The sequence below is a fragment of the Niastella soli genome, assembly GCF_017742245.1.
Taxonomy (GTDB): Bacteria; Bacteroidota; Bacteroidia; order Chitinophagales; family Chitinophagaceae; genus Niastella; species Niastella soli.
Genome location: NZ_JAGHKO010000005.1, coordinates 531,129 through 544,503 on the forward strand (window position 1 = coordinate 531,129; position 13,375 = coordinate 544,503).

The window sequence follows — 13,375 nt, forward strand, 5'->3', positions numbered from 1 at the left end:
TTATGAATACTTTAAACCAATGGTGGAAACATCATTTAGTGCGCTCAACAATAGAAGCTTTACATTGGAGGAGCTTTAATAAATATTTTCTATCCTTCTATCTTTTCTTTTTCAGTTCTCCGCAGTATCCGGTTCCATCTCTTTTGCCATATGATCCCAATATGCTCGGTGGGTACATCATCGCCAAGTAGTTTTCCCCAGGGTTTCAGGCCTTCAATTCTGTCAAATATAATTTTTAATATAGCAATAAAGGGAATTGAAAGAAACATTCCAGGGAAACCCCATAACAATCCTCCCAGCAGTACAACAATAATCGAGATTAATGCATTGATTTGAACTTTTGAGGATACGATTTTAGGGACCAAAAAATTATTATCGATAAACTGTATCACCGTATAGGATATGACAATGGCCAGTATTGGTGAAAAGCTGTCTTGCGAAATAAGTGACATCAATACAGGCAGTAAAATTGCGATTACACCTCCTATATATGGCAATATGTTTAAAATTCCTCCTATTACCCCAATGACTATGGCGTTGGGTACGCCTATGATCATTAAGGCAATGCTATTCAAAGTGCACACGATGGCAGTTTCAATCATCAATCCTAACATAAAGCTTTGTATAGCGCTTTTTACTTCACCCAATACTTCAGCAACTTGCACAGAATGCTTTTCTGCAAAAACTTCAAACAAAAAATTTAGTATAAGCGGTTTATAAAAAAGCAGTAAAAAAACATAAATAGGTAATAGGACAATAACGCCCACCATACCCAATATGCTCCCAAGTGTATTGGTAAGCACGCCAGGTGTTGCTGCTCCGGTCAACTTTTCCCGTATAACATTTATATGCTTTTGGATTGAAAAACCCAGGGTATGTTGAATCCATGTTTGAAATTTTGTAAGCAGCGCGGAAAATTTTTGCTTTACAAGCGGCATGCTTTCCCCAAACTTTGCAATTTGGTTAGATAAAAGATAGATTAAACCAGCCAAAATAAGCGTTGCTATTAACAATGTAAGTAAAATTGCAGGAATCCTGGGCATTATGCGGTTCAGGCGGTTAAATAATGGATTAAATAATATAGCAATTAACCCGGCAAATGCAAAGGGTATTAAAACCTCTGCAACCGATTTTAGAATATAAAAGAATAAAACGAGTGCAATTAAAATGATAGTTGCTTTGAAGTAGAATGGAACTTCCTTTAAATTAGGGGATTGCATAATTGAAATGTAAAATGAAATACATTTATGTATTTAAACAATCATGCCACATGATTTCTTGGGGAGCTGCCATGACGTGTATCTCTTAGTATTAGGTGTCCCTTATTTTCATGCTGACCAAAAGCCTACTATACCATCATTGCTGGCATAAAAGTTTGTTTGTTTATCCCACATACACTAAAACAAATAACTATGCCAGTCAAGAAAAACAAGCCTGCTAATAATGACATGCCTGAAACAAAAAAAGACACCGATCTTAATGCCGACAAAGAAAAAGCGGATGCCCAATCAATGACCACCAACCAGGGCGTAAAGATCAATGACGATCAAAATTCATTAAAAGCCGGCGACCGAGGTAGTACACTGATGGAAGATTTCATTTTCCGTGAAAAAATGACCCATTTCGATCATGAACGTATACCTGAACGGGTAGTACATGCAAGAGGCACCGGTGCGCATGGTTATTTTAAAGTTTATGAATCACAGGAAGCTTTGACAAAGGCAAAATTTCTCACAGATACATCGGCTGAAACGCCTGTATTTATTCGCTTTTCAACAGTAGCAGGTTCTCGAGGCTCTACCGACCTGGCCCGTGATGTGCGGGGTTTTGCCGTAAAATTTTATACGGAAGAAGGCAATTTTGACCTGGTAGGCAATAACATGCCCGTTTTCTTTATACAGGACGCTATGAAGTTTCCAGATCTTATACATGCGGTGAAGCCCGAACCCCATCATGAAATGCCACAAGCCGCATCGGCACATGATACCTTCTGGGATTTTATTTCGCTGATGCCTGAAAGCACGCATATGATCATGTGGTTGATGAGCGACCGGGCCCTACCACGTAGCTATCGCATGATGGAAGGATTTGGCGTACATACTTTTCGTCTGGTGAATGAGGCTGGTGTTTCCCATTTTGTAAAATTTCATTGGAAACCGTTACTGGGCGTTCATTCCATAGCCTGGGATGAAGCACAGAAGATCTCTGGTAAAGACCCTGACTTTCATCGCCGCGACCTGTGGGAGGCTATTGAAAGTGGCGCTTACCCCGAGTGGGAATTGGGCATACAGGTAGTTCCCGAAGAAGATGAACATAAATATGAATTTGATCTGCTTGATCCCACCAAGATCATTCCTGAAGAACTTGTACCTGTGCAACGCATAGGCAAGCTGACGCTTAACCGTAACCCGGATAATTTCTTTGCAGAAACAGAACAGGTGGCTTTTCATGTGGGTAATGTGGTACCTGGAATCGATTTTACCAACGACCCATTAATGCAGGGGCGGCTGTTCTCTTATACCGATACGCAGCTGATTCGTCTGGGTGGGCCTAACTTTCATGAAATACCTATTAACCGACCGGTAGTTCCCATTCATAATAACCAACGCGATGGATTCATGCGGCAACAAATCAATACCAACAGAACCAGTTACAATCCCAATTCCATTGGCAGTGGTTGTCCCTTTCAGGTTGGTAAAATGCAAGGCGGATTTACTTCCTATGCAGAGCGGATCGATGCTCATAAAATAAGAGCAAGAAGTAAAAGCTTTTTTGACCACTTCAGTCAGGCTACCCTATTTTATAACAGTCAGTCGGAACCAGAAAAAGAACATATGGTAAATGCCCTTTCATTTGAATTGGGTAAAGTAGAAATAAAAGAGATCCGCGAACGTATGCTTGGTATTCTGTCGCTGGTTGATAAGGGATTGGCTGGTCAGGTAGCCCGGAATCTAGGGCTTAGTGTTCCCGAAGTTGAAAAGCCAATTAATAAAGGCGTTCCAGCCGACGCCAATGGTGAGTATGAACCGGTATTAGATGTAAAAAGTTCGGTAGACAAATCTGTAGCTTTAAGTATGGCTGGCACAGTTAAGGATTCTATAAAAACCCGGAAGATTGCTTTTCTGGTGGCTGATGGGGTAAATGATGATTCAGTCATTACTATGCAGGATCAGTTGCTGGATCAGGGAGCGGTAGTAGAAATTATTTCCGCCCGGCTGGGTACTGTAAGTGGTGAGAACAACACTATTATTCCGGTGAACAAAAGCTTACTAACTGCCGCTTCTGTATTTTATGATGCGGTGTATATTCCCGGCGGAAGCCTTAGCGTAGGCAAATTGGAAAAAGATCCCGATGCCATTCATTTTTTAAATGAAGCCTACAGACATTGCAAAGCTATTGCGGCCGATAACGATGCGCTACCTGTTTTACAGGCGACTTATTTTTCGAAGAAATTACCAAAAGAAACAAGCAAAGGAAAAGCATCGGATGAAGGCATAATAGTTCAAACCGAAATAGGCATGCTCGTAAAGGAATTTACTGCTGCAGTAGCTAAACACCGTTTCTGGGAACGGGAAGAAGAACGTAAAGTACCTGCATAACCGCTCGGGTGCAAAAAGTGGAACTGTTATTAGTGATTATCGTCTGATAAAAGCCTTTGTTACTTCTAATGATTCGTGGGGACCTAGTAGTAGCGCCTCCAAAAGGAGAAGATAATCGCGATATTGATTAAGCTTTTTTAAATACAGTTGTGCACCAAGTTTGTATGCTAAGCGTATTGAATCAGGATTTTCAGAAGTTGAAAATATAATGATTTGTGTTGCCTTATAAGCTTCAATTGACCGGAAAAAGTCTTCAATTTCTTTTCAAAACAATTTCTAAGCTCACAAATAGTTCAGATTTGCTATCATTATCGACAATATCAAAGTAGTATACATATTCGTTCTGGCATGAAATTTAAGCACATTAAAATAAAGCTTTATATGGATAACAAGCATGTATTAGAGGGTTACAGTGATCAGGAAAAAGGAGCATATTTGGGCGCAATCGCCTCAATTGCGACGGCAGACCGGCAGGCATCCGAAGAAGAATTACAGTATTTAACCGCCTTATGCAATGCAGCCGATATTTCTGAGCCACAAAAGGACGCGGTCATTAGAGCGTCAAGTGAATTGAGTGGTGACGAACTGAAAAATTGCCTGGACATATTAAAGAACAGTGATCTCAAATTTTCATTTGTAACAGACCTAATTGCTTTTGCTAAATCCGATGATAATTATGGGGAAGAAGAGCAACAAAGAGTGAAAGAAATCTCACAGTATTTGGGTGTTGATCAGAATCAGTTTTCTCTCCTTGGAGAATTTTCAGAAAAAGCAGCTGCTAAAGATGTTCCTGCCGAAGAAAAGGCAACGCCTTCTTTTTTATCGTCACTTGGGTTAACAGAAAAAATGAAAAGCGCTGGCATCAATTCAAACAGCCTCCTGAAAGGTTTGTTAGGTATTGCCGGGCCCGTGATACTCGGTAGTATAGTATCGAAAATCCTTAGAGGACGAGGACAGGGGACGTCCGGCAATCTTGGCGGCTTAATGGGGGGCGGCGGATTGGGTTCGCTTATCGGCATGCTAAGCGGTGGAAGAGGGTTTGGTAATGCAGGCGGATTATTAGGAAGGATATTCGGCCAACGGATTTAACAATATAGCTTATAGTTTCAGCATCCCTTGAGATTGCCGTATCGATATTGGTAGAAATATCTAAATGGAAAGAGAAAATTGTTGGGCAGAAGCTTTTGCTTTCATTGGTGCCTGTTTATCGAATGAAAAAAATATTTAAACGCCTGTTCGACGATTCTGAATTTCTCAGCGATTATGGCATTCGTACACTGTCAAAACACAACGAGCAAAATCCTCATACGATGCTGTTCAATGGCAGTCATTTTAGCGTTGCATACACTCCGGTTGAAAGTACAACTGATCTCTTTGGCGGTAATAGCAATAGGCGAGGACCCATTTGGTTTCCCCTGAATTATTTGATCATTGAAAGCCTGCAGCGTTTCCATGAATTCTACACGGACGATTTTAGGATAGAATTTCCCAAGGGAAGTGGCGCATGTCTTACATGAAAAAAAGAAAATCAAAAATTCATGTGGCCTGGTAAATTGATCACGACAACGCATTATTTTTCTTTCTATCTGCTATACGACCATTCGCGAGCAAAGATGTCCCGTAGCAGTTTACAAAGTTCTATAATCGAAGATGGTTTTGTAAGGAAATAGGATGCGCCAAGCTTTCGGGCTAAGTCTTTTTCCTCCGGTGCCTGGGATGTCGTATACACAATAATAGGGATAGTTGCGTAACGAGGTATTTTCATGATTGCCTCAAGAAACCGGCTTCCTGTTAATCGAGGCATATTCCAGTCTAAAAACAGCAGGTCTGGTGCAGGGATGCTATTTTCTTGCAGCCGAAGAAGGGTAGTATCCCCTTCCTGGTAATAGGTAAACTGAACAGGATGCCCCAATTCCCCGAGCGCCATTTTAAAAAAGTAAGCCTCGTCTTCATCATCATCAATAAGTAAGATGTGCTTTAATTTACCCATTGTTGAAAGCTTTTAGCTTTTGGTTGATGACTACTTTTTAATACGGATGGTCGGTTAAAAACTTCTACAAAATTGCATCATGAAGGGATATTAAAAAAATTTTTTAGATTTAGAAAAAGTCAAGGTCATTGTTCGATCTTGCCCTTTTGCGATTGTCGTTATAACATTTTGAAAAGCAAAGGGTAAATCAACTTTTTTGAGCTGTTGTTGGCCCAGGTATTTTGTTGTGTATACACAAAGAATAGCCTGAATCGGTACCCTAGATGGTCCCGGGATACCAAGAGAAGGGCTCTATACCTCTACCATAGACCATTGGCCATATTTGCTGGCGTCATTTTAATAGCCATGTTATCAGGGTTTCTCGAAGATTTCATCCGGATCAGCAGATCCCCCAAATGATTACAATACCCATTGCTATCAAAATGGCGCCGGTACTTCCCGTTGCTTGCGTGGTGACTGATGCGAGTCTTTCCATTAATGGTTTATGGGTTGCTTTCGTTTTCTTTTCCATACTTAATAGTTCCATTAAAATCCTTATTCAAATTTGTATTCTGCGTAATTTTAAAACATACGGTTAATTTAAAATCGTATAGAAAACGATATTTTTGAAGAGATGTAGTTAAAAGTCTACAACCTTAATCCTTTATAATACTCATCTGTCAGCTGTAGCTAAATGATGGCAACAACAATTAACGTTTTATTTTTTTAAGATGTATGCCATTTACCCTTCTTTTTTAATCAGCGAAGAAAACCTCAGGTGGCGTCCTTTTTGCGTGTGTTTTTCTAAATAATCAGTTATGAATATTGAGATAAAAGCGCCTAAACAAAATCCATTAGAAAAATATCCACAACCGCCTTATCCGGCGCAGGAGCAACAAATGCCGGGCTCTGAGCAGAAAATGGACCCCAAACCAGACCATGGTGAAACGTCGTACCAGGGCAGCGGAAAGCTGACCGGCCGTAAGGCGTTGATCACAGGTGGTGATTCGGGGATTGGAAAAGCGGTGGCCATTGCTTTTGCACGGGAAGGCGCAGATGTTCTGATCTCTTATTTAAACGAGGAAGAAGATGCGCGGGAAGTAAAACAGTATATTGAGGCAGCTGGAAGAAAAGCGGTGCTGGTACCTGGTGATATAAGCAATGAAGAACAATGTAATAAACTGGTAGAAAAAGCCCTTGTGGAATTTGGTCAGCTCGACATTATAGTGAACAATGCAGCCCACCAGATGCAGCATAAAACGCTGCAGGAAATCTCCGCAGAGGAGTGGGAGTATACCTTCCGTACAAATGTACATGCCATGTTTTACATCTGTAAGGCAGCAGAACCCCATTTACAACCGGGCAGTTCCGTTATCAATACCACTTCAGTAAATGCCTATACCCCTAATCAAACATTACTACCCTATACTTTGACCAAAGCGGCTATTCAAAACTTTACTTCGACGCTGGCGCAATTGTGGGGAGAAAAAGGCATTCGCGTAAACTGTGTGGCGCCCGGCCCCATTTGGACACCTTTAATCCCTGGCAGCTTTTCTGCAGATCATGTTAAAGAATTCGGCAGTAAAACGCCAATGAAACGCGCCGGTCAACCAGCCGAACTGGCACCGATATATGTACTGCTGGCTTCAGAAGAAGCCAGTTATATGTCGGGGGCAACCGTACAGGTAACTGGTGGAATGCCCACGATCTGATTTCTTTTACCCAAATGAACATGCAGGTATTACCGATGGTGGGGGGATTTTATATTCGTCCGCCCGGAACCGGTGCTTGGCTTTTGATAAAGTTAATATTAAGAATTAAAGCTGAGCTTTGTTCGTCAAGCCCTGAACCACAGTACAATAGAATTACCGGATTTTATAATTGTAAGCTTGGAACTGAAGCCAATTAGAATTACTAAACTATGAAATTTATTTTGGTGTTCAATAGAATTTGGTCACACCAGACTAAAGCCGATAGAGATTTATTGTTGATGTTTTGTTCGTCTGCCAGCATAGACGCAAACCATTGTTAGTGGCAGCCGGTCAATTTAAAGTAAGCACATTTCTAATGCTGTCGATTTCAGCTTTAAATGTCGTCGGATGAATTCTATAGAACTGCGGTCGCTCGTTGGCAATAACAAATCTTATAATTTTTTCCTTGTCAATGAGATTTGTTATAGTGTCGGCTATCTTAAATTCTTTGCAGTATTTACTATAGCGTTCCGTCATTATGTAGTTAAAACACTTTTCAGGGGAAACGTCCCGATTAATGCAAAATGCCAGGGTCCAGGGAGCAACTTGATATCTAAAACTCTTGTAAGGTTGCAAGTATGCTGTCTGTAACTGCCAATTATTTTGCAATGGATACTTAAGCATTAGAAATTCTGTCCAGAACTGTTTCAAATATCTCGTGGTAATGTGTTCGTGTCTGTCTTTATAAACCTTGTCATACAGAAAATAAAAACTGTCGGTAAGTTTTGGTGTCGAATTGATGCTTGCAATTAAACTTTCTACCTGCTGTTTTGAGTAATGATTCTTCCAAGCAAAGCGATAGTAAAGGAACAAGCCAATGTAAATCGTCAGGATGAGGGCGAATCCTGACAAAAGGAATCTAAAAAATATTTTCTTCAAAGGCTTCAATTTGAGTTATCTTTTAGGTTGCCACTAAGGCTTGAATTTCCGCAATTACGCGTTGCCATTAGCGGGAAACAAAATTTGAAAGTTATTACTTTTGAACTATTTAGACAAAAAAACGCGGTTGCCATCGAGTCGCGCAAATACAACTCAGTTAGGATTTAAATCATCCCTCATCGTTTGAACGTGTCTGACTTTTCTTCCTCCTGCCACTGTAGAACGATTGTATCGCCGGTTGAATTTAAAATTTGAGTATCGCTTTTATTTACAATCTTTTTGGTTGCTGCTGAAGTATCCACAAGGAGATTATGTAAATCAATTTGTTTGGGATTAGGAGCGTATGAATAAGCAGTTAAAATACATAACAATACGAACAGAGAAGAAAAATTCATAGCTTTTACGGTTTAAACAAAAAAGAAACAGGACAAGAGGAAAAAATCCGTCTTGTCCTGTTTAGTGACCCCGTCGATACAATTTTCCAATAAATTTTTAGGAGACTTAACACGGCTTGCAAAGCTTGCGGTTTGATACCCAATGCTTTGCGGGCCTTTTTTATTTGTAGGTATTTAATTGTAAAACGAAAACCTGTGAGTATGGAAAAATTAAATTGTGAGCAGGCCAAACGGCTCGACCTGGTCGATTATTTGACGTTTTTAGGGCATCATCCTCAAAAGGTCAGTAACGGTGATTACTGGTTTTTATCTCCTTTAAGGGATGAAAGAACGGGCATCCTTTAAGATTAATCGAAAACTTAATGTGTGGCATGATCATGGGAGCGGCAAAGGTGGTGATCTTATTGATTTCGGAACGCTTTACCATAACTGTTCCGTTAGCGACTTGCAGGAACGCTTGTCGGGGTACCACGCTCGCCCGGTTCTTTCTTTTCACCCGCCTACTGTTCCCGGCAATCTTTCGGGTGCAAATTCCCGCCTTGCTGGTGAAAAGAAAGAGACCACAGAAGGCAAAATTGTTGTGCTGGATTCCCGCCCGCTGGTTGCAAAAGATCTTCTGGATTACATTGAAAAAAGAGGCATACCACTTGAAATCGCGGGCCGATTTTGTAAGGAAGTAGACTTCCTTTTGTATGGCAAAAAGCTTACTGTGATCGGCTTTCAAAATAATTCCGGTGGTTATGAATTACGAAGCGAAAATTTTAAAGGCAGCAGTTCCCCCAAGGATGTAACTTTTATTGACAATCGAACAGATGATGTTGCGGTGTTTGAAGGCTTTTTCAGCTTCCTATCTTTTTGCACCGTCAATAAAAATTTAACAGCCCCACTGTCAAATTGCCTGGTATTAAATTCCCTTTCTTTTTTTGAAAAGAGCCGTTCATTAATGGAACAATATAAGCAGGTTCATTTGATTTTAGACAGAGACAACGCCGGTATGAATTGCACAAAACAGGCTTTGCAATGGGATGCCAATAGGTATATAGATCGCAGTGATTTTTATCGGAATCACAAAGATCTAAACCAATGGCTTATACATCACCGGCAGAGCCAGGAGCAAAAGCCAAGGATAGGTAGGAAGCTTTAAGTTTTCGGTAGCCAGCTATATTTTGGTAATACCAAAATGTTGGCCTATTTCTGCCGGCAAATGGAAAAGAAATATAATCTGCGGGAGGTTTTAAATCCGCGAAAATTTCTATCTAAAGAGGAACGCCTGATACCTCGCCAGGACATGCGAAAAGACCGGTTAAAAATGGATATTCGGGACACCCTGCAGCATGTTACTACTTACCAGGAATTTGAAAAGAAAATGAAAGCGATGGGCTACTCAGTTTTAAAGGGCCGAGGCATTTCTTTTATTGACGATAAAAAGGTAAAAATTAAAGGAAGTGAAGTGGGTTTTTCTCTTTCAAAAATTGAACGCGTTTTGGAGTTAAGGCAGAAAATTGAAATGGTGCCACAAGAAGAGAAGATGCGGGCAAAGATGATCCAGGAGTACCAACCCAGGCCGGGCCTCACTAGTCTCAGAAACTGGTAGAGAACACTTACATGACTGCCCAGTTCGAGAAACTTCAACAATCACCATTATTCAAATTTCAGGAGGAGCTGGTTAAAATACTTTTTGAACCGCAACAGGGGGAATATCAATCGCAGTCGCTAGATCCAAATTGGTTGAAGGAATTCAAGCGAAAAAAGAAGAAACAACTACGGCACCGGTTATAGAATTTTTATTATAAAACTTATTATTTATGGAAAACAATAAAGTGAACGGGAGCCATCTGGAAATACTGGAAATGGTAATAAAGGAACTGGTGGAAGAACACGCTAAAACCAACCGGGTAATAGCGGATCTGATAAAAGGAATTAATGGTATTAACAGCAAGATAGATAAACCCGCAGTGATGCATACACCGGAACCGGATACCAGTAAAATCCAGCAGATTATCGAAAAGTGTATGCTGGAGATCAGGCTTACAATTAGTACCAGTCTAAATAAACACAAGCCAGGTAGATTCCAGTTATTTTTGGAGTCGAAATATAAGTGGTGGGTGGTTGTGACCATTTTAGGAATCTTTCTGCTGACATACGCCTTTTTCCTTTTTGTATATTACCTGGCCAAGTCAGCATAATCGGCTGGGGGGAAGCGTATCATTAAATGTGAAGTCTGTACCTTTATTTTGAAAATCCAGGATGATATGGAACAACAAATGGAACCGATATTTTTGAGGTATGGTGGAGCTGAAAAACTCACCACAGAAATGACCAAAGATGAACTTGACCAGCTATCGGCTTCCATTTTAAGGAGGGCTAAGGAAAAGGCTTTTTCCAAAGGTCGGCCTATTATTTTTGGTGAGGAAGGCAAGGTATATGCGGAATGGCCAGACGGAATTATTGAAGAACTTAAAGTCTAGGTCTAATGCTGGCCCAAACGGGATTGAAAAGAACTCTTACAACGTTGTTCCCAAAAACACACCAGTAATAAATAAATTAAGATGAAATCGCTAAGAGGCCCGGATTGCCGGGCTTCTTACATTACGCAGGAATAACAAACTTTTGCGTTCGCTTTTATTACGAGTTATGTCCTACAAAGAATAGACTTGCTGAACCCTTGTATTGCATGATTAGGTCTACCAATTCTTCTTTGTTTTTTTCAAGGTAAGAAATTTCAAATTTCAAGTCGGCAAATTCTTTAAAATGTAAAACTAAATCTTCTCTATGATTTTCACTGTAATGATCATAAAGTGTCGAAAAGCTTTCAATCGTACTCCACTCAAAAAAACCTTTGTCTCGTAACTCAATTCCATCTTTAGTCAAAATTATTTCAGCTTTTCGTTTTACTAATTCGTTAAGAAAGTGAAAGAAACACCCAAAAATTATTATTCCTAAGATTATCGTAAATGTCGGGTTTTGCTTGTAAATAATTCTTGTCTTTTCGTAGGGCCCAATAAAATACCAAAGAATCATAAGCCCGGTCAATATAACAAAGCGCCATTGCTTTTTCTTAGATTGTCTAATTATTAATGGTTTATAGCTCATAGTTCAAGTCAGTTCTCATTTTACGGTTGTCAACGGAGTGGCAATGAATTGTCTCATTTCGGCTAACAGTGCTAGCGGTTAGGGCTTCTGTTAAATGTCTGTTAACAGTATTGCCCAAAATTTATTTTCGCTCTCGTTAGTTGAAATAACATTTTCTCCAGGCCGCAATTTGTAAAAACTTAGTCTGTCACTAATGAAATGCTCCTCATCTTCTTCTTCAAGATTGTTTTGCTTTGCCCAAAGCTGTCCAAGTTCAGGTGTCTGAAACGAATACCAAAACCTGATACCTTTAATTTCTTCTTTTTGAAATTTGTCTGCAAGTAAAGTCAGGGCTTTAATACCAAGCATAAAAGCCTTTTTGTTGTCCGCAGGAACGATATGCCAGTCCACATGAAAATGATTTTCGCTGTCCTCAATGATTGATTGATTTTCCCAGTTCTGATTAGCTTTGTAGAGTCTGTTAAATGATTTTAAAGTAACACCAAGCTCCGTAATTAAAATTTGGTCATCAAGAATACTTTGAACTTCTGCTGGCAAACCAAATGAAAATGAAAAATCTTCAGGCAGGCTATATTCTGTTTGCAGTTGCTTAAATGTTTCGTTGTATGTAATCGTCATGGCTTTAGAAGCAGAAGTTTTATTTAGTTTTGTTTGCTAGATTTTCACGCCATGAATACAAACCATCAAAAACGCCTTTATTCAAAAAAACATTCAAAAACTCTGAAAATGAATTTGTCAATACGATTGTATTCAATGTTTTGTTGTATATTTTATATTGACTTGAGTCATTAGAATCTACATGAAGCGTCCACGTGTCGCAATATATCATATATTCTGCAATGTGAAAATCACCATTGCTTTCTGTAAATGAGTTTCTATCCTTTATGTTATCAACTATTTCTTCAAGAGGAATAATTCTAAACATGTCTTCGTCAGATTCAAAGCCATTCGAAAAGGAATAAAAAGTTTTTATATCGTCTGGAAGTGTAATGTGTAAAATTTCCTCAAATTTTACTATGTCAGATGATGAAGCTGGTGCATATAAAGTTATTCCAAGCCTCGTCTTGTCCGTTTTAATTCTATTTATAATGTCTTTTATTGTCATTTCGATTAATCTACTTCTACTTTGTATATCAATTCTCGTTCGCCGTCCAAAAAAAGTTCGATTTCAAAAGGTTTTTCAAATTGCATGAACCAACTGTCCTTCCTATAGCTTTCACAGATGTGTTTAATGATTTTTCCTATAATAGCCATTAGTATGACTTTGATGTCTTTACTATACTTATTGAAATTTGGAAATATGTGTCCCATACTCCATGTTATGCTCTCGATTTGTCCGGCAGTCGGTTTATACTTGACATTGCGAGCATTTCTTTTTTCAGAAGCATATTCAACTGTAGCTGCTGCTTCATTTGGATCGGAGTAAAACCGAATTTCGATTTTGTTGATTACCTCTGGTTCTCTAAGAAAAATTATTCCACCAGCAAATGTTTTGTGAACAAGCCACCTGCCTTTTTCATGGTAATAGTGGTCTAGATCGTGACGTAACATAACTTTCTCGTTCTCCGCCAGATTGTTGGAAACTATTTTATACAATGTGTCTAATACGTCCAGCAATTCGTACCCTTTGCCAGGAAATTTAATCTGATTTATTTTATCGATTAATGTTAGCATGTAAAAATTGCCTAT

Annotated in this window: 18 protein-coding genes; 9 read left to right on the forward strand and 9 right to left on the reverse strand. The window is 39.4% G+C overall.

Annotation, left to right across the window (positions count from 1 at the left end; translation table 11 throughout):
* Positions 1-89: 89 nt before the first annotated feature.
* Positions 90-1,220 carry an AI-2E family transporter gene (locus J7I42_RS22585; protein ID WP_209141146.1) on the reverse strand — a complete coding sequence of 377 codons (1,131 nt, stop codon included), beginning with the start codon at positions 1,218-1,220 and terminating at the stop codon, positions 90-92.
* 192 nt (positions 1,221-1,412) lie between these two features.
* On the opposite strand from J7I42_RS22585, the gene J7I42_RS22590 reads away from it, so the two are divergent.
* From J7I42_RS22590 to J7I42_RS22600, 3 genes are all read left to right on the forward strand, one after another.
* Positions 1,413-3,599 carry a catalase gene (locus J7I42_RS22590; protein WP_236065554.1) on the forward strand — a complete coding sequence of 729 codons (2,187 nt, stop codon included), beginning with the start codon at positions 1,413-1,415 and terminating at the stop codon, positions 3,597-3,599.
* 381 nt (positions 3,600-3,980) lie between these two features.
* Entirely contained in the window at positions 3,981-4,688 is a 708-nt protein-coding gene (locus tag J7I42_RS22595; protein WP_209141147.1) for a tellurite resistance TerB family protein, read from the forward strand.
* 122 nt (positions 4,689-4,810) lie between these two features.
* Positions 4,811-5,116 (forward strand): hypothetical protein, encoded by a 306-nt coding sequence (locus J7I42_RS22600; protein WP_209141148.1) that lies wholly within the window; start codon positions 4,811-4,813, stop codon positions 5,114-5,116.
* A 65-nt stretch (positions 5,117-5,181) separates the two neighbouring features.
* Here J7I42_RS22600 and J7I42_RS22605 read toward each other — a convergent pair whose 3' ends face one another.
* Positions 5,182-5,589, reverse strand: a complete 408-nt coding sequence (locus J7I42_RS22605; protein WP_209141149.1) for a response regulator — start codon at positions 5,587-5,589, stop codon at positions 5,182-5,184.
* A gap of 379 nt (positions 5,590-5,968) precedes the next feature.
* Positions 5,969-6,100, reverse strand: coding sequence for a low affinity iron permease family protein (locus J7I42_RS35205; protein WP_236065555.1), 132 nt, complete (start codon positions 6,098-6,100; stop codon positions 5,969-5,971).
* A 286-nt stretch (positions 6,101-6,386) separates the two neighbouring features.
* Between J7I42_RS35205 and J7I42_RS22610 the strand changes: the two genes are divergently transcribed.
* Positions 6,387-7,280, forward strand: a complete 894-nt coding sequence (locus tag J7I42_RS22610) for an SDR family oxidoreductase (protein WP_209141150.1) — start codon at positions 6,387-6,389, stop codon at positions 7,278-7,280.
* Between the two features lie 330 nt (positions 7,281-7,610).
* On the opposite strand, the gene J7I42_RS22615 is transcribed toward J7I42_RS22610, so the two are convergent.
* Together J7I42_RS22615 and J7I42_RS22620 are read right to left on the reverse strand one after the other, a co-directional pair.
* Entirely contained in the window at positions 7,611-8,198 is a 588-nt protein-coding gene (locus J7I42_RS22615) for a hypothetical protein (RefSeq protein WP_209141151.1), read from the reverse strand.
* Positions 8,199-8,374: 176 nt separating this feature from the next.
* Entirely contained in the window at positions 8,375-8,593 is a 219-nt protein-coding gene (locus J7I42_RS22620; RefSeq protein WP_209141152.1) for a hypothetical protein, read from the reverse strand.
* 201 nt (positions 8,594-8,794) lie between these two features.
* On the opposite strand from J7I42_RS22620, the gene J7I42_RS22625 reads away from it, so the two are divergent.
* The 5 genes from J7I42_RS22625 (at position 8,795) to J7I42_RS22645 (ending at position 11,061) form a co-directional block, all read left to right on the forward strand.
* Complete coding sequence (locus J7I42_RS22625; protein WP_209141153.1) at positions 8,795-8,938, forward strand: hypothetical protein; 144 nt, start codon at positions 8,795-8,797, stop codon at positions 8,936-8,938.
* Complete coding sequence (locus J7I42_RS22630) at positions 8,916-9,737, forward strand: toprim domain-containing protein (protein WP_209141154.1); 822 nt, start codon at positions 8,916-8,918, stop codon at positions 9,735-9,737. Before J7I42_RS22625 ends, J7I42_RS22630 begins: the two co-directional genes overlap by 23 nt.
* A gap of 60 nt (positions 9,738-9,797) precedes the next feature.
* On the forward strand, positions 9,798-10,187 hold the full coding sequence (locus J7I42_RS22635) for a hypothetical protein (RefSeq protein ID WP_209141155.1): 390 nt from the start codon (positions 9,798-9,800) through the stop codon (positions 10,185-10,187).
* A gap of 211 nt (positions 10,188-10,398) precedes the next feature.
* The gene (locus tag J7I42_RS22640) at positions 10,399-10,779 is read left to right on the forward strand and encodes a hypothetical protein (protein ID WP_209141156.1); all 381 of its coding nucleotides are present in this window, start codon (positions 10,399-10,401) and stop codon (positions 10,777-10,779) included.
* Between the two features lie 66 nt (positions 10,780-10,845).
* The gene (locus tag J7I42_RS22645; RefSeq protein WP_209141157.1) at positions 10,846-11,061 is read left to right on the forward strand and encodes a hypothetical protein; all 216 of its coding nucleotides are present in this window, start codon (positions 10,846-10,848) and stop codon (positions 11,059-11,061) included.
* 157 nt (positions 11,062-11,218) lie between these two features.
* On the opposite strand, the gene J7I42_RS22650 is transcribed toward J7I42_RS22645, so the two are convergent.
* From J7I42_RS22650 to J7I42_RS22665, 4 genes are all read right to left on the reverse strand, one after another.
* A complete protein-coding gene (locus tag J7I42_RS22650; protein ID WP_209141158.1) occupies positions 11,219-11,686 on the reverse strand; it encodes a hypothetical protein in 468 nt (155 codons plus the stop codon).
* Positions 11,687-11,776: 90 nt separating this feature from the next.
* Positions 11,777-12,304, reverse strand: a complete 528-nt coding sequence (locus J7I42_RS22655; RefSeq protein WP_209141159.1) for a hypothetical protein — start codon at positions 12,302-12,304, stop codon at positions 11,777-11,779.
* A gap of 19 nt (positions 12,305-12,323) precedes the next feature.
* The gene (locus J7I42_RS22660) at positions 12,324-12,791 is read right to left on the reverse strand and encodes an SMI1/KNR4 family protein (RefSeq protein ID WP_209141160.1); all 468 of its coding nucleotides are present in this window, start codon (positions 12,789-12,791) and stop codon (positions 12,324-12,326) included.
* 5 nt (positions 12,792-12,796) lie between these two features.
* Positions 12,797-13,360 carry a hypothetical protein gene (locus J7I42_RS22665; protein ID WP_209141161.1) on the reverse strand — a complete coding sequence of 188 codons (564 nt, stop codon included), beginning with the start codon at positions 13,358-13,360 and terminating at the stop codon, positions 12,797-12,799.
* Positions 13,361-13,375 lie beyond the last annotated feature (15 nt).